We start from the raw sequence: 17,221 nt of genomic DNA, 5'->3' as shown, positions 1-17,221 counted from the left end.
GCCACCCTCAGCCGCGCACACGCCACACCTGTTCATACCTTGGAAACAACTTCAAAGAGCCCCGGCAGCCTGTGAAGTGATGGCTGCCGGGGCTCTTTGCTTGAGATCTCATTTCCCATGGCGCGTCTTGTCTGATTTAATCACCGCCATGGTCGTCACGGCATACATGCGCATGGTCGAGGCTCTCGCCCCGACAGTTCGCTGTATGTGTCGTGCAGGGTGTATGTACCAGGTCGGGCGGATGAGCCACCGCTGCGGTGAGTGCCCCCGCTGTCACCGCTGTCGAATGCGCGGTTGCTGAGCCTCAGAGCCTCAGAGTTTCTGAGCCCCAGCCCCAGCCCCAGTTCCAGCCCCTGAGCCCTGTGCCCGCCCCCGGGTGCGCGCCCGACTGATGCGGCGCCCCGGGACCCTGCCGACTTCCCCCGACTCGCCGCCGACGTTTGCTGCGAGGCCTCCCGGCCCCGTCCGGCGGTCATGACGCCCCCAGGAACCCACGGTGATACGTACCCACGCACTGACCAAGGTCTTCCGTACCCGCGGCCGTGAGGTGACCGCGCTCGAACACGTCGACCTGACCGTGGCCGAGGGGGAGATCTTCGGCGTGCTCGGCCGCAGCGGAGCCGGCAAGAGCACGCTGGTCCGCTGCGTGAACCTCCTCGAACGCCCCACCTCGGGCACGGTCGAGGTGGGCGGCCGGGAGCTCACCGCGCTCTCGGCGCGCGAGCTGCGCGCCGAAAGGCGGCGCATCGGCATGATCTTCCAGCACTTCAACCTGCTGTCCAACCGCGACGTCGCGGGCAATGTCGCGGTGCCGTTGGAGATCGCCGGGGTCGGCCGTGCCGCTCGGCAGCGCAAGGTCGGAGAGCTGCTGGAGCTGGTCGGGCTCGACCGGCATACGAAGGCCTATCCCGCACAACTGTCCGGCGGACAGAAGCAGCGCGTCGGCATCGCCCGTGCGCTGGCCAACGACCCGCGCGTGCTGCTCTGCGACGAAGCGACCTCGGCGCTCGACCCCGAGAGCACACGCTCGATCCTCGACCTGCTGCGCGAGCTCCGCGCGTCGCGTGGCCTGACGATCCTGCTCATCACCCACGAGATGGAAGTCGTCAAAGGCATCTGCGACTCGGCCGCGCTCATGGAGGACGGGCGGGTGACCGAAACCGGCACGGTCGCCGACCTGCTGACCCGCCCGGACTCGCGCCTCGCCCGTGCCGTGTTCCCCCTCGGGCGGCACACCGCGAACGGCGGTGCGACCACGGTCGTCGACATCACCTTCCGCGGAACCGAGTCCGCCCGGCCGTTCTTGTCGACACTCGCCCGCACCTACGACGTCGACGTCGACATCCTGGGCGCGTCCGTCGAGACGCTCGGCGGGCGCCGGGTGGGCCGCATGCGGATCGCACTCGACGGCCCGTTCGAGGACAACGCGGCCCCGCTCGGCTTTCTGCGCGACCAAGGCCTGCATGTGGATGTCCGCGAGGCCGACGGACCGCATGTCGGGCCGGGTGTTCCCGGACCCTCCACGGCCCCCGGACCCTTCACGGCCGCACCCGACGCCACCGCGGCAGCTTCCGCTTCCCTCGCCAAGGAGGCCTGACGTGCCCTGGGACGAACTGCGCCCGCTTTTGTGGACGGCCTCGCAGGAGACGTTCTCGATGGTCGGGTGGACGATGCTGTTCACCGTCCTGGCCGGACTGCCCCTCGGAGTCCTGCTCGTCCTGACCGACAAGGGCGGGCTGTCGGCCTTCGCGCCGGTCAACAAAGTGCTCGGCTTCGTCGTCAACGTGGGCCGGTCGTTCCCGTTCCTCATTCTGCTGGTCGCCCTGATCCCGTTCACCCGATGGGTCATGGGGCTGTTCGGCCAGGCCACCGCGATCGGCACCGACGCCATGGTGGTCCCGCTCACCGTCGGGGCGATCCCGTTCTTCGCGCGCCTGGTCGAGACGTCCGTACGCGAAGTCGACCGCGGCCTGGTCGAGGCCGTACAGGCCATGGGCGCCTCCGTTCCCACGATCGTGCGCAAAGTCCTGGTCCGGGAAGCACTGCCGTCACTGGTGTCGGCTTTCACGGTGACCGCCATAGCGGTCATCGGCTACTCCGCGATGGCCGGCGTGATCGGCGCCGGCGGCCTCGGTGACCTGGCCATCCGCTACGGCTACAAGAACTTCGACGACCGGACGATGCTCGTGACCGTCGTCGTCCTGATCGTCATCGTCCAAGCGGTCCAGCTCATCGGCGACTTCGTGGCGCGCCGACTGAGCCACCGCTGACACCCACCCCGGAATAAGGAAGGCACTCTTCGTGCGCAAGATCATCGCTCTCACGGCCGTTGGAACGCTCGCCCTCGGCCTCGCGGCCTGCTCCGACGAGTCGGGCGACTCCGACACCCTCAAGGTGGCCGCATCGGCGGTCCCGCACGCGCAGATCCTCGAATACGTCAAGAGCAACCTCGCCGCCGCCGAGGGGCTCAAGCTCGACGTCGAAGTATTCGACGACTATTCCTTGCAGAACCCGGCTCTCGACGACGGCAGCGTGAGCGCCAACTTCTTCCAGCATCAGCCGTACCTGGACAAGTACAACGCCGAGAACAAGAAGGACCTCGTCCCCGTCACACGCGTGCACCTGGAACCGCTCGGGCTGTACTCGAAGAAGAACAAAGCGCTCGCGGACCTGAAGGAAGGCGCGACCATATCGTTCCCGAACGACGCCACCAACGGCGGGCGCGCACTCAAGCTGCTGGCCGACAACGGGCTGATCACACTGAAGGACGGCGTCGGCGTCAACGCCACCGAGCGGGACATCACCGCCAACCCCAAGAAGCTCACGTTCAAGGCCCTCGACGCCGAGCAGTTGCCGCGCACCCTCGACGACGTCGACGCGGCGGTCGTCAACGGCAACTACGCCCTGCAGGCCAACCTGAGTGCCAAGGACGCGCTGGTACTGGAGAAGGCCGACAACAACCCGTACGCGAACCTCCTCGTGGTCAAGAAGGGGCACGAGAACGACGAGAACGTGCTGAAGCTGAAAAAGCTGCTCAACTCGCCCGAGGTGAAGAAGTACATCGAGGACGAGTACCAGGGGTCGGTGATCCCGGCGTTCTGATCCCGATTCCGACCCGGCAGCCGAACGCGCCACAGGCGCGAATCAGTTGGTCCGCACGGTCCAGTACACGTCGGTGACGTAAGGCAGTTCGAGCTGCTCCCGGCCGCGTGTCTCCGGATGGTCGTCGAGCACGTCCTCGACCTCGCGCCGCACGCGGGCGCGTTCGGCCTCCTCCAGGGCCGTGACGCGGGTGGTCGCGAGCACCCGGTCGATCAGTGCGGTGCGCGACATGCCGTGCGGGTTGGCGAAATGCCGCTCGCGGATCACGCCCCACCCCGGACGGGACTCCAGCGCGTCCCGCCACGCGCAGTCGCGCTGCCCGGGCAGCCCGGCCGGTGCGTGGCGGGCGCACACGTCCCGGTAGTCGCGGACCCACGGCACGGATTCGTCGTACGTGTTCCACACCAGCCCGAGTCCGCCGCCCGGCGCCAACACGTGTTCGACCTCGGCCAGCGCCGCCTCGGTGTCGAACCAGTGCCACGCCTGCGCCGCGACCACGGCGTGCGCCGAACCGCTCGCGAGGCCGGTCCGCTCCGCCGTGCCGTCGGCGACCGTGACCGTGGGCAGCAACTCGGCCAGCCGTCCGCGCATCGCCGCCACCGGCTCCACCGCGACCACCCGCGCGCCCGTGAGCGCCAGCAGACGTGTGAACAGGCCCGTTCCGGCGCCGAGATCGACGACGGTGCGCCCCGCGCCGAGCTCCAACGCGTCGGCCAACTCGGCCAGGGCGGTCAACGGATAGGAGGGACGCGCGCGTTCGTAGACCTCGACAGTGCGTGTGCTGTCGGCGTTCGCGACCTCGTGAGCCCCCACGCGGCGACGCTAGCAGTCTGTACCCGCCCATAGTCCCAGGTCGGACGGATTTCCCGGCCCCGTCCCCGGGTGTTAACCCGAACGGGTGATCGGTGTGGCCGGGGAACCCACGTAGGCGCCGAGCCAGCGCCGCAGTTCGTCGAACACCCGGTCGCGCACCGGCTTACGGGACAGCACCAGATCGTGCATGCCTCCCTCGATCCGAACGATCGTCACATGGCCGCCCAACCGCGGCGCCAGCAGCGCGATGCGGTTCGCGTCCAGGACCGCGTCGGCATGGTGCAGTGCCTCGCTCCAGGCCCGGCCGTCGACGCTCGCCGCCGATGCCATCACCAGCACAGGAACGTCGATCGTCAACCCGCGCGCCACCGCGCGGTGACCGCGGTGCACGGCCGCCACCCAGCCCGCGTACGCAGGCAGGCCCGCCAACGACTTCCACGCCGTGTCGAACTCCCACTCGCCGCGGTGGTCCCGGTGCAGGCTCTGCCCGTAACCGCCGCCCAACGCGCTCGGCACGGGACGCTCCGCCACGTAGTGCCGTGCCGCGTGCACCGCCCGGACGCCGACGGTCCGTGTCACCAGGGGAGCGTTCAGGTCGAGGAAAGGACTGTTGAGGAACAGCCCGTCGATCACGCCGCGCCCGACGCGGTGGTGCGCCCACAGCGCGGTGACCAGGCCGCCCGTGGAATGCCCGTTCACCAGCAGCACATCGTGCCCGTCGACCTCCCGGACCAGCCGCGCCGCCTCGTCCAACTCCTCGGCGTAGCGACCGAGATCGTCGATGTAGTTGGTGCGTCGGTGCGGTCGGATCGACCGGCCGTACGAGCGCAGGTCGAGGGCGTAGAAGTCGAACCCGGCGCCGGTGTAGAAGTCGGCGAGGTGGGTCTGGAAGAAGTAGTCGTTGAACCCGTGGACATACAGCACCGCGCGCCTGGTCGGCTCGTCGGCGCGTCGTCGCACCAGGGTCGCGACCGCCTCGCCTTCGGCGTCGTCCCGCAGGGGCAGTGTCGTGGCTTCGAACCCGCCGAGGACGTCGGGGGCGTACACCGGGTCTCCCATGAGCGGCCAGTCTGCCAGCGCGCGCCCTAGCCGGTCGTACACCACCCCCGCAGGCCGTATTGGGGCGACTGGGGTCGCGACCCCGGGCGGGCCAGGGCGGCCGGGGGAGTCCGACACGCGTGTGAGAAGCTGTCGCCGACAGTCTGGGGAGGAATCCGGTCGAAGCCGGAGCGGTCCCGCCACTGTGACCGGGAGAGGCGAACGCGCGAACGCCCCGTGCGGACGGGGGCTTTCGTCGGCCGTGATTCCCGGGAGCCAGACACTTCCGGCTGTCCGGGCCCGCGCCGCGGTCCCGTCACCGACCAGGGCGTGGACACCCGAGGGAGGCCGACAGCCGATGTCGCCGCGCACGACGCCGAATCCGGCGCGCTGTTTCTGCAACTTGGTGGGCACCCGATGAGCGCCGGCTACCCCTTCTCCGCGATCGTCGGGCTCGCCGACCTGCGGCTGGCGCTGCTGCTGAACGCCGTCTCGCCCGGCGTGGGCGGCGTGCTGGTGCGTGGCGAGAAGGGCACCGCGAAATCGACGATGGTGCGGGCACTCGCCGCGCTGCTGCCCGACACCGAGACCGTCTCCGGCTGCCGGTTCGCCTGCGACCCCGCCGCGCCCGATCCCGCCTGCCCCGACGGCCCGCACGACGCGTCCGCACCGGCCGAGACCAGGCGTGCGCGCCTGGTCGAGCTTCCGGTCGGCGCCACGGAGGACCGCCTGGTCGGCTCGCTCGACCTGGAACGGGCGCTGGCCGAGGGCGTCAAGGCGTACGAGCCCGGTCTGCTGGCCGGGGCGCACCGCGGGGTGCTGTACGTCGACGAAGTCAACCTTTTGCACGACCACCTCGTGGACCTGCTCCTCGACGCCGCCGCGATGGGCACCGCGCACGTCGAACGCGAAGGCGTGTCGGTTCGGCACGCCGCCCGGTTCCTCCTCGTCGGCACGATGAACCCCGAGGAAGGCGAACTGCGACCGCAGTTGCTCGACCGCTTCGGACTCACCGTCGAGGTGGCCGCGAGCCGCGAGCCACGCGAGCGCGCGGAGGTCGTGCGCCGCCGACTCGCGTACGAGGCCGACCCGGACGCTTTCGCCCGGCGCTGGGCGGACGACGACGCCGAACTCGCCGCGCGTATCGTCCGCGCCCGCGACCTGCTGCCCCGGGTCACGCTGCCCGACGCCGAACTGGAGCGCGTCGCCCGGGTGTGCGCGGCCTTCGAGGTCGACGGGCTGCGCGCCGACCTGGTCACCGCGCGGACCGCGATCGCCCTCGCGGCCTGGCAGGGCCGCACCGAAGTCGACGCCTCCGACGTGCGCCGCGCCGCGCAGCTCGCGCTGCCGCACCGCCGGCGACGCAACCCCTTCGACGCACCCGGCCTCGATCACGACAAACTCGACGAAGCGCTCGAAGACGAGCCCGACGAGCCCGACGAGCCCGAGCAGCCGGCACCGGACGACGACGAGCCCGATCCGGACGGCCCCGGCAACCCCGGGCCGGGCGGCGGGCGGACCGACCGCGCGCCGGGCCCCCGGACTCCAGCCGAGGCGGACCAGAGCAACGGCAGCGCCCCGACGGGCAGCGGGCCCGAGGCGTCCGCCGCATCCGGCCCGGCCGCCGCCGCGCCTGCCGCCGAACAGCCCGCGGTGGCCGCCGCCGAACCGTTCCGGGCCCGTCTGATCGCCGTCCCCGGCCTGGGACAGGGCGCGGCCGGGCGGCGTTCGCGTGCCGAGACCGGCATCGGGCGCGCAACCGGGGAACGCCGCCCGTCGGGCAGTCGCACGAGTCGTCCGCACCTGCTCGGCACGGTGCGTGCCGCCGCGCCGTACCAGCGGGCCCGCGGCCGTTCCGGGCCCGGCCTCGTCGTGCGGCGCGACGACGTCCGCGAAGCGGTGCGCGAGGGCCGGGAGGGAAACCTCGTGCTGTTCGTCGTCGACGCTTCCGGGTCCATGGCTGCGCGGGCTCGCATGCGCACGGTCAAGGGCGCGGTGCTCTCGCTCCTGCTCGACGCCTACCAGCGCCGCGACAAGGTCGGCCTGGTCACATTCCGGGGAGCGGGCGCCGAACTCGCGCTGCCGCCGACATCGTCGGTGGAGGCCGGCGCGGCCCGGCTCGCCGCGCTGCCCACGGGCGGGCGCACACCGCTCGCCGCAGGTCTGTTGCGCGCCTACGAGACCCTGCGTGTCGAACGCCTGCGCGACCCGCGTCGCCGCCCGCTGCTCGTCGTGGTCACCGACGGCCGCGCAACCCACGGCCGGGACCCACTCGGCGAGGCGCGCCGGGCCGCGGGGCTGCTGGCCGCGTCCGGGACCGCGTCGGTGGTCGTCGACTGCGAGAGCGGCCCGGTCCGCCTCGGGTTGGCGGCGCGCCTGGCCGCCGATCTGGCCGGCCCGGTCCTCGGCCTCGCCGAGCTCGCCGCAGACGGCCTGGCCGGGCTGGTCCGCGACCTGCGCGCCGCGAGCTGACGAGCCGTGACGACCGCGAGCACGGAGACGTTCGTCGCATCGCGCGGCCGTCGGCTGTGAACCCCCTTACTCCTCCGACCACTTCCGTCCCCATGGAGACGCCATGCCGCAGGGCAAGCCGGAACACATACCGGCCGACGGTCTGACCACCCGGCAGCGCCGCAACCGTCCGCTCGTGATGGTGCACACCGGACCGGGCAAGGGGAAGTCCACCGCGGCGTTCGGGCTCGCCCTGCGGGCGTGGAACCAGGGCTGGGCGGTCGGGGTATTCCAATTCGTGAAGTCGGCGAAGTGGAAGGTCGGGGAGGAGAACGTGCTGCGCACCCTCGGCCGGCTCCACGAGGAGACCGGCGAAGGCGGACGGGTCGCGTGGCACAAGATGGGCGAGGGCTGGTCGTGGATCCAGCGCCCCGGCTCCGACGCCGACCACGCCGCGGACGCCGCCGAGGGCTGGGCGCAGATCAAGCGCGACCTGGCCGACGAGGCGTACGGCCTCTACGTGCTCGACGAGTTCACATACCCGATCAAATGGGGCTGGGTGGACGTCGCGGACGTGATCGACACGCTCGCCGCCCGGCCCGGCCGCCAGCACGTGGTGATCACCGGCCGTGACGCGCACCCCGACCTTCTCGCGCATGCCGATCTGGTGACCGAGATGACCAAGGTCAAGCATCCGATGGACACCGGGCAAAAGGGCCAGAAAGGCATCGAATGGTGAGCGGCGCGGCGAGCGGCACATTCGGCGGCCCGGCGGGCGCGAGGTGAGCAGATGCTGACGGACGCGGCGGTCGCCGGCCCGCCGCGCGTCGTGATCGCCGCGCCCGCCTCCGGACAGGGCAAGACCACCGTGGCCACCGGCCTCATGGCCGCCCTCACCGCACGTGGCCTCCGGGTCTCCCCGCACAAGGTCGGCCCCGACTACATCGACCCCGGCTACCACGCCCTCGCGTGCGGACGCCGCGGCCGCAACCTCGACCCGTTTCTCGTCGGGGAGGAGCGCATCGCCCCGTTGTTCGCCCACGGCGCGCACGCCGCGGACATCGCGGTGGTCGAGGGCGTCATGGGGCTGTACGACGGAGCCGCCGGACGCGCCGACTTCGCTTCCACCGCACACGTCGCCCGGCTGCTTCGCGCTCCGGTGGTCCTGGTCGTGGACGCGCGCTCGCAAGGCCGTTCGATCGCGGCGCTGGTCCACGGCTTCGCGACCTTCGACCCGGGCGTGGACCTCGCCGGCGTCGTCCTCAACCGGGTCGGCACCGAACGCCACGAGGAGATCCTGCGCGACGCGCTCGCACCGCTCGGCATCCCGGTCCTCGGGGTGCTCGGCCGCCACGACACGATCGCCAAACCGTCGCGTCACCTCGGGCTCGTCCCGGTCGCGGAACGCCGTACCGAGGCGGTGGCCACCGTCGCCGAACTCGGCGAGCTGGTCCGGACGTCCGTGGACCTCGACGCGATCGAGCGGATCGCCCGTGCCGCCGGGCCACTTCGCACCGACGCGTGGGAACCGGCGTGCGGAACCGCCGGCTTCGGCGACAGCGCACGGCCCCGGATCGCGGTCGCCGGCGGCGCGGCGTTCACCTTCGGCTACGCCGAGACACCCGAACTCCTGCGCGCCGCCGGAGCGGACGTGTGCACGTTCGACCCGCTGCGTGACGAGCGGCTGCCCGACGGCGTCTGCGGACTCGTCATCGGCGGCGGCTTCCCCGAGGTCTACGCCGCCGAACTGTCCGCGAACCAGCCGCTGCGCACCGCGGTCGCGGATCTCGCCTCGCACGGCGGAGCGATCGCCGCCGAATGCGCCGGGCTCCTGTACCTCGCGCGTTCACTCGACGGAGCCCCCATGTGCGGCGTGCTGCCCGCCGACGCGCGCATGACCGAGCGACTGACGCTCGGCTATCGCGAGGCCGTCGCGGCGTCGGACTCGGTCCTGGCGGCGGAGGGAGCCGTCGTGCGCGGGCACGAGTTCCACCGCACGGCCGTGACACCGGGCGCGGGCGCGCAGGCCGCGTGGCAGTGGGACGCGCCGGCGCCCGCGCAGGCCGGCGGCCCGCGCGGCCGGGGCGGCGCTGCCGCCGAGAGCCGTCGAACCCCGCTCGGCGAGCCGGTCGCACCCCGCCGGGAGGGATTCGTCGTCGGCCGGGTGCACGCCTCGTACCTTCACACCCACTGGGCCGGGAACCCCGATGCCGCGCGACGGTTCGTCGCCGCGGCGGGCAGGGCCGCCACGCGGGCGTGAGGCGGCCCCCGGCACCACGAAGTGGCCGAAGAACGACCGGTTGATCCGCGCGGAGCGGCCGAAAATCGGTGGCGGGCCTCCATGTCACGTTGTGGTCCGATGTGCGCGGCGGTCCCCCCGCGCGGGATGATCGGCCACGGCCGACACGACCCGGCACCGCGGAACCCCGCGCGCCTTTCGGGACGTCGTCGCCGGGAGAGGCGCCGCGCGACTGCCGGACCAGGAAGACAAGGACGGACGGAAAGCACATGGCTGACAGGGTGACCGTGATCGGGTACGACGGCGCGCCGTTGTCCGCTGCCGCGCGCACCGCGCTCCGGTCGGCGACGCTCGTCGCGGGCGGCGCGCGGCACCTGGACGCCGTCGAGGTCCCCGAGGCGGCCGAACGCGTCGTCATGGGCAACGTGCACGTCGCCGCCCGGCGGATCAGTGAACACCGGGGCACCGCCGTCGTCGTCGCCTCCGGCGACCCCGGATTCTTCGGCATCGTGCGCATACTGCGCCGACCCGAGTACGGACTCGAACTCGAAATCGTGCCCGCGGTCTCGTCCGTCGCCCACGCCTTCGCCCGCGCCGCGATGCCCTGGGACGACGCCAAAGTGGTCAGCGCCCACGGCCGCGAGCTGCGCCGCGCGGTCAACGTGTGCCGGGCGTACGGCAAAGTCGCCGTGCTCACCGGGCCCGGCTCCGGGCCGGCCGAACTCGGCCTGATGCTGCGCGACGTGCCGCGCACCTTCGTCGTGTGTGAAAACCTCGGCACCGAGCACGAGGAAGTCACCATGCTCTCCGCCGACAAGGCGGCCGACCGCACGTGGGCCGACCCCAACGTGGTCATCGTCGTCGGCCCCAACCCCGTCACCTCCGCGCCGGCCGGCTGGATCTCCGGACAACGGTCCAACTTTCCCGGCCCGGTGCGCGGATGGGGGCTCGACGAGGACGCGTACGACACCGTGGGCGCGCCCATTCTTCAACCCGAAGTACGCGCGATTGCCGTCGCCCGGCTCGGCCCCGCGCCCGGGGACCTCGTGTGGGACATCGGCGCCGGCAGCGGCGCCCTGAGCGTCGAAGTGGCCCGCCAGGGCGCCGCCGTCATCGCCGTCGAACGCGACCCGCTCGGCTGCGAGCACATCCACGCCAACGCCGCGCGCTACGGCGTGGAAATCCAGGTGGTGTCCGGGACCGCACCGGACACCCTGTCGCGACTCCCCGATCCCGATGCGGTGTTCATCGGCGGAGGCGGCGCCGACGTCGTCGCGGCATGCGCCGCCCGCCGCCCGGAGCGCCTGGTGGCCGTGCTTCCCGCACTCGAACCCGTGGGGGAGGTCCACACCGCGCTCACCGGCGCCGGATACGCCGTCGAAGGAACGCTGTTGCAGTCGTCGCGCCTGACGCCCGCCGCCGGGCAGGCACACCGGCTCACTCCCGCCGCACCGGTGTTCATGCTGTGGGGCGAACGGTTGTGAGTGCCGAACCGGCGAACGGCGGCGCACCGGGCCCCGCGCCGTCCCGGATCGTGGTCGGTGTCGGGGCATCGCGGGGGGTCGCGTACGAAGAAGTTCACGAGACGCTGTGTGCGGCCCTCGCCACGGCAGGGCTCGCGCGCGCGTGCGTGGCGACCGTGGCCAGCGTCACAACCAAGCGCGACGAACCGGCCATTCGCGCGCTCGCGGACGACCTCGGGGCGACGATGCTGTGGCTGCCGCCGGAGCGCCTGGCCGCGACGCCCGTACCGCACCCGTCCGAGGTGGTGCGCCGGACGATCGGCACACCGAGCGTCGCCGAGGCCGCCGCGCTCGCCGCCGCGCCCGGCGGGGTCCTCGTGTTGGGGAAAACACGCAGCGCCCGCCGCCCTTCTATGTGCACGATTGCCCTGGCACGCCATCAGGTTGGTGGGAAGGCGACATGAACTGCCGGAAAACCAGGGTCGACACGCGGTGAATCGAGCAGAGGGGACCAGGCAGTGATCGGACCGACGACCCCGCCGGTCCGGACCGGTGCGGCCACCAGCATGATGGACGCCGACGGCCCGACGGCGGACCGCACGACACACGGCACGAGGCACGGCAGGGGCACGGACAGACCGGACATGCGCACCACCACGACGACTTCGCCCGACCCCGCGTCCGCTCCCGCCCACCGCACCGCCGACCGTGCCGACGATGTGTGCGCCGAGCACGGCGCCGGGCACATCGACCTCCGCCACCACGGCGACCGGGAACTCGCGCCGGGGCTCGTCGATCTGGCCGTGAACGTCCGAGGAAGCGCACCGCCCGCGTGGCTCGCCGAACGCCTCGCCGCGAGCCTCACCGGCCTCGCCGCGTACCCCGACGACACCTCGGCCCGCCGCGCGGTCGCCGCGCGCCACGGCCGTCCGATCGACGAGGTACTTCTCACCGCCGGCGCAGCCGAGGCTTTCGTACTGCTCGCCCGCGCCCTGACGCCGCGTCATCCGGTCGTGGTGCACCCGCAGTTCACCGAACCGGAGGCCGCGTTGCAGGCCGCCGGGCATACTGTCCACCAGGTTGTCCTGCGCGAACAGGACGCCTTCTGCCTTGATCCGGCACAGATCCCGGAAGAGGCCGACCTCGTGGTGCTCGGCAACCCCACCAACCCCACATCCGTCCTGCACCCCGCCGCGACCATCGCCGCACTCGCCCGCCCCGGACGCGTGCTCGTGGTCGACGAGGCCTTCGCCGACACCATCCCCGGCGAACCCGAAAGCCTCGCCGAACGGCGCGACGTCGAAGGGCTCGTCGTGGTCCGCAGCCTGACGAAGACCTGGGCGCTCGCCGGACTCCGCGTCGGCTATCTCCTCGCCCCCGCCGACCTGGTACGACGCTGCGCCGACGCGCAGCCGCTCTGGTCGGTTTCCACACCCGCCCTGGTCGCCGCGGAGGCGTGCAGCACGCTGGAAGCCCTGGCACACGCCGACGCTTCGGCGGTTACGCTCGCGACGGACCGGGCGTACCTCATGGCAAGACTGCGGGCGATCCCCGGGGTTCGGCTCCCCGTCGAACCCCGCGCCTCGTTCGTGCTGGCGCACATCGAGGGGGGCCTCCGGGTCCGCGAACTCCTGCGCGAGCGGGGCTTCGCGGTCCGGCGGGCCGACACCTTTCCGGGCCTGGGCCCGGACTGGCTTCGGATAGCGGTACGAGACCGCGCCACGACACAGGCCTTCGCGGCTGCACTAGAAGGGGTGTTGACGACGTGAGCGAGCGCAGCGAGCGAACCAATCGGGGGGTTGCGGTTCGCGAATGTGGGCACCGAGCGCTGCGAGGGGCCTGCACGAGCGAGCGCAGCGAGCGAACCGTTCAACGCGGCGCGCTCCGCGGGTGCGGCGCCGAGCTCGGCGAGGTGCGGGCATGAACGAGTCAGACGAGCTGCGTCCCGCAAGCGGGCCGCAGAACCCGGCGGCCGTCCCGGGGCACCCCGGCACGACCGGTCCCGCATACGGCTACCCCGACGCCGACGGCGTCGACGAACTCGACGACCTGGACGACGACGACGCGCTGCTCATGCCCGGCCCGCAGGGCGGCTGGGCCGAGGTGCCGTCGCCGGAGTCCGGCCACTTCCAGGCCGCCCACATGCCGCCGGCTCCGGTCCCGCCCGGTGTTCCGGCTCCCGGCTACGCGATGGGCGCGCCCGCCGACGCGCTCGGCCACATGCCCCCGGAGGGGCAGCACATGCCGCCCGCGCAGCCGCCCATGCCGCAGGTGCCGCAAGTGCCGCACATGCAACACGCACAGGACGGACAACCGCTCCCTCCCGCCATGCCGGGCCATCCCGTGCCGCCGGGACAGGGGCATCTCCCGCCTGTGGCAGGCGCGTACGGCGTGCCGCAGCCAGGCCACCCCGAGGCCGCCGCGCCGGGATCGACACCCCCGCCCGTCGCGGGCTACCCGGACGGACAGGTCGGCACGCCCGCATTCGGCACACACGCCGACCCCGCGTCGTCGGGTGCACACCAGGTGGGCCACGGACCGGTCACGAACCCGGCGCCCGTGCCGCCGGCGCCCGTTCCGCCTGTCGACACCGGGCAGTTCGGTGTTTCGCAGAACGGCGGAGCCGCGACGTCTCACGGGATGCCCCAGCCGCCGGCCTACCCGCCGCCCCCGGGGACACCTGTGCCTTCGGCTCCACTCCAAGAGAGCACCCGACCCACGTCGGGACCGGTGCGCTCGCTCGCCGACCGCATGTCGGCCGCCGCAGCCGCGCCCGTCCCGCCCGCAGGCTTCGCACCTGCCGCTGCCGGACCACAACTCGGCATGCCCGCCCAGGAGTTCGCAACCGCGCAGCAGGCCCAGCCGCAGGTGCCACACCCCCAGCACTCCGGCGCGCACCAGCTCCCGGACGCCCGGTCGGCCGCCGCGCAGGTCGCCGAACAGCCTTCGCAGGCCGGGACGTTCGGGATGCCGGGAGGCCACGCGACCGACTCCGGCGCGGCACCGGCCCTCGGACACCAGGCCGTCGACGCCGGTCAGCACATGCCGCCGACGCCGGGCTCCGGGGTACGGCCCGGCGCGGAAGCACTGCCGCAACAGCAGCAGTACGCCGCACCGGAGGGCACGACGCCGGGGCAGTCCCCGGATCACCCCGCGCCCACCGCACCGGCGCCGCAGCAGCTCCCGGACACGACGGCCGCGCCGGGCGCACAGCCCGAGGCCTCCGCCGTACCTGTGCAACTCCCGCAGCAGCCAACGGGATCGCCGCAGTCGCAGCAGGTCCAGGCGATGACCGCCGGAGCCGGTGGCGCTCCGCCGCCGCGTACGACCTTGCCGCCGCGCCGACAGCGCCGAGTGGGCCGCGGGCCCGTATCGGCACAGCACCAAGCGGTCAGACCCGCTCAGAATGCGACGCCGGCGGCAGGGCAGGCGCCGGTTGTTCCGGGACAGCCCGATGGTCCGGACACGGCGCAGGCGAACACCGCGCAAGCGAACACGCTGCAACCGAACGCCCCGCAGACGGCCCAGAGTGCGACGCCCGCAGCGGGGCAGGCGCCGGTGGTTCCGGGACAGCCCGGCGGTCCGGGGGCGGTAGAGACCAACGGACAGCCGAACACCGCCCAATCCGACACCGCACAGCAGAACACCCAGCAACCGAACACCGCCCCGGGCACCGCTCCACAGCCGAACACTCCCCAGCCGAACGCTGCGCCGAACTCCGGTGCCGAGCCGGTGCCGTCGCCCCCTGCGCTGCCGTCCCAACAGCACCAACAGCAGGGAACGCAGGAAACCACGCCGCCCCAGGCACAGGAACCGGCCGCGCAGCAGCAGGTACCTCAGCCCCCGGGCGCGGTGCCGCTTCCCGAGAACGCATCCGCACCGCAAGCGCAGCAGCAGTCGGCGCAGCAGCCGGCCCAACCGGTGGACCAGCCCCAGCCGTCGAGCTCGGCGGGGGCGGAATCCCCGGCGCCCGCCCAGTCGTCGGCACCGTCCCCGGCCGCCGAGTCCGCGCCCGCCGACATGCCGCGTATCCCCCCGCCCCCGACCGGGCCGGTCGAGTCGGGAGACGTTGCCCGCGACGCCGTCCACGAGGCCGCGCCCGTTCAGGCTCCCGCGGCGCCGGCGCAGTCTCGTCGCATGCGCACGGCCGCGTTCGCCGACCCCGAGACCGCGCCGCGTCGGACCCCGCGCACGCGCCTCCGGGCGCGTCCGGCAGGGCCGGAGACCCCGCAGGAAACCGCGCCGGACGCGACGGCTCCGGCTGGCGCCGAAGCCGCGTCGGCGACGTCTCCCGCTCCGCAGCCCGCGGCGCAACCCGCCGCGCCGACCGAAGGCCACCCCGGGGCGCAGCCCACACCCCAGCCGGCGCCTCAGCCGACAGCCCCCGAGCCCGGCACGCCGGGCACCGCAGATGCCGGCCCCGGCGCGCGGCAGCGTACGCCCGGCGCACGCCCGCGCACGCGGGTCCGGGCGGTCGTCGGCGACGCGCGCGCGGCCGAGCCCCCGGGGCAGCAGGCGGAAGCACCGCAACCTGCGGTTGCGCCCGGGCAACAGCCCGCCGCGGTGCCTGCCGCAGCCGACGACGCATCGGCAGGAGCCGTCGCCGAGCCGCGTCCGGCCGACGTCGGACGAGAGGCGAGCACACCGAACGCAGCAGCGCAGGACGCGCATGTCGCGTCGGCGGGCGAGCCTGCGGCCGAAGCGGTCGCCACCCCGGCGGCCGAGCAGTCGGCCGGTACGGGCGTTCCCGCCCCGACCGGAGACCAGGCACCGGCTGCGCAGCCTGCGGCGTCGGCGGGCGGGCCTGCGGCCGAAGCGGTCGCGGCTCCGGCCGCCGAACAACCGGTCGACACGGGCGCCTCCGCCCCGACCGAAGGCCAGGGACCAGGCGCGCAGCCTCCGGTGCCCGCGTCGCCGACCGTCCCCACCCAGGCCGCCGAGACCACCGGTGCCGCAGCACCGGCGTCGCCGAACTCGCCTGCGGAAACAGAAGGTTCGGGGGAGGGACAGACACCGCCGAGTGCCGCCGGGGAGCACGCCCAGGACGCTTCGGAGACTCCGTCCGAGGCGGTCGACGCTGCTTCGGCGGGTCCCCGGCAGGCGACGGCGCGTACCGTCCCGGGGGCCGGGCGGGTTGCCGCGCGTCGGGCCCGGCAGGCACGCGTCGCGCCGGCTCCGCCGCCGGCGCCCGAACCACCGGCACCTGCCCAGGGACCGAAGGGCGATGCGGAAGCGCAGGCCGTCCCCGTTGCCGGGACGCCCGCCGCCGGAGACCACGTCGCGCCCGCGCACCAAGGGCCGATCCCGGTTCCGCCGGTGGCCCCGGCGTCGGCCCGGCCCGTTCCCGATGACCCGGCCGCGGTCGGCGGCGAGAACAGCACGTCAGGCAAGGAGAACGTGACGGAAACCCCCGCGAACACCGCAGGTGCCCCCGGCGCGCGGGAACCCGGCGCCCAGGAACCAGGCCCGGATATTCGCCCGTCTGTCGCGGCGCCCGCGAATGCGTCGGCGCCTGCCCCGGCGGGCGAGCCCGCCCAGGCAGCGCAGCCCGCACAGGCCGGACAGCCCGTGCAGGTCGCCCAGACCGACCCCACGGCCCAGCCGATACAGAGTGCGCAGCCGGAGGCAGCCCAGGCAGACCAGGCCGGGCAGGGTATGCCTGCCGAGCAGCACCTCGGCCAGGCGGTCCAGCAGCCTGCCCAGCAAGCCACGACCGGGCGTCGCCGTGCGCCGCGCTCCGCTCCTGCGGCCGTTCCCGCGCAGGCGCAGCCGGGCCAGGCCGAGCAGGTCGCGCACGCCGAGCAAGCGACGACCGGGCACGGCGGTGATCCGCAGGCCGTGTCGGCGTCGCCGGAAGCAGCACAGGCCGCACACCCCGAACAGCCGGCCCCGGGGCCGCAGGACGGGCAGGCCGACCACGCGTCGGCCGGGCGGCGCCGTGCGCCGCGTGCTGTGCCCGCGTCCGAAGCGCCGCCCGGGCAACCCACGCAGTCTGCGCCCGGAGGACAGGCCGAACAGCCCGGACCCTCCGACGAGCAGGCGCCCGCCTCGACCGACCCCGGGCAGGCCGTGCCGACGCAGCCGACAGCCCAGCAGGCCGCGGACGCGTCCGCGG

11 protein-coding genes, 1 pseudogene and 1 riboswitch are annotated in these 17,221 nt (G+C 73.4%); of the genes and pseudogenes, 10 read left to right on the top strand and 2 right to left on the bottom strand.

Annotated elements, in window-relative coordinates; all coding sequences use genetic code 11:
• Positions 1-496 precede the first annotated feature (496 nt).
• The 3 genes from ACRX5W_RS12685 to ACRX5W_RS12675 are packed head-to-tail and all read left to right on the top strand — an operon-like array spanning position 497 to position 3,102.
• On the top strand, positions 497-1,597 hold the full coding sequence (locus ACRX5W_RS12685) for a methionine ABC transporter ATP-binding protein (RefSeq protein WP_436788167.1): 1,101 nt from the start codon (positions 497-499) through the stop codon (positions 1,595-1,597).
• Between the two features lies 1 nt (position 1,598).
• The gene (locus ACRX5W_RS12680; protein ID WP_436788166.1) at positions 1,599-2,270 is read left to right on the top strand and encodes a methionine ABC transporter permease; all 672 of its coding nucleotides are present in this window, start codon (positions 1,599-1,601) and stop codon (positions 2,268-2,270) included.
• A gap of 31 nt (positions 2,271-2,301) precedes the next feature.
• Positions 2,302-3,102 carry a MetQ/NlpA family ABC transporter substrate-binding protein gene (locus ACRX5W_RS12675; protein ID WP_436788165.1) on the top strand — a complete coding sequence of 267 codons (801 nt, stop codon included), beginning with the start codon at positions 2,302-2,304 and terminating at the stop codon, positions 3,100-3,102.
• A 42-nt stretch (positions 3,103-3,144) separates the two neighbouring features.
• Here ACRX5W_RS12675 and ACRX5W_RS12670 read toward each other — a convergent pair whose 3' ends face one another.
• Positions 3,145-3,915 carry a class I SAM-dependent methyltransferase gene (locus tag ACRX5W_RS12670; RefSeq protein ID WP_436788164.1) on the bottom strand — a complete coding sequence of 257 codons (771 nt, stop codon included), beginning with the start codon at positions 3,913-3,915 and terminating at the stop codon, positions 3,145-3,147.
• A 72-nt stretch (positions 3,916-3,987) separates the two neighbouring features.
• Positions 3,988-4,974: an alpha/beta hydrolase gene (locus ACRX5W_RS12665; RefSeq protein WP_436788163.1), complete on the bottom strand. Its 987-nt coding sequence runs from the start codon at positions 4,972-4,974 to the stop codon at positions 3,988-3,990.
• Between the two features lie 149 nt (positions 4,975-5,123).
• Positions 5,124-5,238, top strand: a riboswitch (cobalamin riboswitch).
• A 132-nt stretch (positions 5,239-5,370) separates the two neighbouring features.
• Between ACRX5W_RS12665 and ACRX5W_RS12660 the strand changes: the two genes are divergently transcribed.
• The 7 genes and pseudogenes from ACRX5W_RS12660 to ACRX5W_RS12630 form a co-directional block, all read left to right on the top strand.
• Complete coding sequence (locus ACRX5W_RS12660) at positions 5,371-7,425, top strand: putative cobaltochelatase (RefSeq protein ID WP_436788332.1); 2,055 nt, start codon at positions 5,371-5,373, stop codon at positions 7,423-7,425.
• Positions 7,426-7,528: 103 nt separating this feature from the next.
• Positions 7,529-8,143 (top strand): cob(I)yrinic acid a,c-diamide adenosyltransferase, encoded by a 615-nt coding sequence (gene cobO, locus ACRX5W_RS12655; protein ID WP_436788162.1) that lies wholly within the window; start codon positions 7,529-7,531, stop codon positions 8,141-8,143.
• Between the two features lie 51 nt (positions 8,144-8,194).
• Positions 8,195-9,664 (top strand): cobyrinate a,c-diamide synthase, encoded by a 1,470-nt coding sequence (locus ACRX5W_RS12650; RefSeq protein ID WP_436788161.1) that lies wholly within the window; start codon positions 8,195-8,197, stop codon positions 9,662-9,664.
• A 248-nt stretch (positions 9,665-9,912) separates the two neighbouring features.
• Complete coding sequence (cbiE, locus tag ACRX5W_RS12645; protein WP_436788160.1) at positions 9,913-11,127, top strand: precorrin-6y C5,15-methyltransferase (decarboxylating) subunit CbiE; 1,215 nt, start codon at positions 9,913-9,915, stop codon at positions 11,125-11,127.
• On the top strand, positions 11,124-11,570 hold the full coding sequence (locus ACRX5W_RS12640) for a cobalamin biosynthesis protein (RefSeq protein WP_436788159.1): 447 nt from the start codon (positions 11,124-11,126) through the stop codon (positions 11,568-11,570). Before cbiE ends, ACRX5W_RS12640 begins: the two co-directional genes overlap by 4 nt.
• Positions 11,571-11,750: 180 nt before the next feature.
• Positions 11,751-12,875: an Rv2231c family pyridoxal phosphate-dependent protein CobC gene (gene cobC / locus ACRX5W_RS12635; RefSeq protein WP_436788158.1), complete on the top strand. Its 1,125-nt coding sequence runs from the start codon at positions 11,751-11,753 to the stop codon at positions 12,873-12,875.
• A 151-nt stretch (positions 12,876-13,026) separates the two neighbouring features.
• A pseudogene (locus ACRX5W_RS12630) lies at positions 13,027-17,221 on the top strand (hypothetical protein); the annotation flags it as partial.

Origin of the sequence: Yinghuangia sp. YIM S10712 (assembly GCF_051388935.1) — a bacterium.
In the GTDB taxonomy this organism is placed as follows: domain Bacteria; phylum Actinomycetota; class Actinomycetes; order Streptomycetales; family Streptomycetaceae; genus Yinghuangia.
The sequence above is the reverse complement of the archived record's forward strand: the minus strand, read 5'-3'. Positions and strand labels throughout refer to the sequence as shown.

What these genes read in the sequence shown, in the direction of transcription:
- cobC (WP_436788158.1), top strand. Translation starts at nt 11,751, where the DNA reads ATGCGCACCACCACGACGACTTCGCCCGACCCCGCGTCCGCTCCCGCC.
- ACRX5W_RS12660 (WP_436788332.1), top strand. Translation starts at nt 5,371, where the DNA reads ATGAGCGCCGGCTACCCCTTCTCCGCGATCGTCGGGCTCGCCGACCTG.
- cbiE (WP_436788160.1), top strand. Translation starts at nt 9,913, where the DNA reads ATGGCTGACAGGGTGACCGTGATCGGGTACGACGGCGCGCCGTTGTCC.
- cobO (WP_436788162.1), top strand. Translation starts at nt 7,529, where the DNA reads ATGCCGCAGGGCAAGCCGGAACACATACCGGCCGACGGTCTGACCACC.
- ACRX5W_RS12665 (WP_436788163.1), bottom strand. Translation starts at nt 4,974, where the DNA reads ATGGGAGACCCGGTGTACGCCCCCGACGTCCTCGGCGGGTTCGAAGCC.
- ACRX5W_RS12650 (WP_436788161.1), top strand. Translation starts at nt 8,195, where the DNA reads ATGCTGACGGACGCGGCGGTCGCCGGCCCGCCGCGCGTCGTGATCGCC.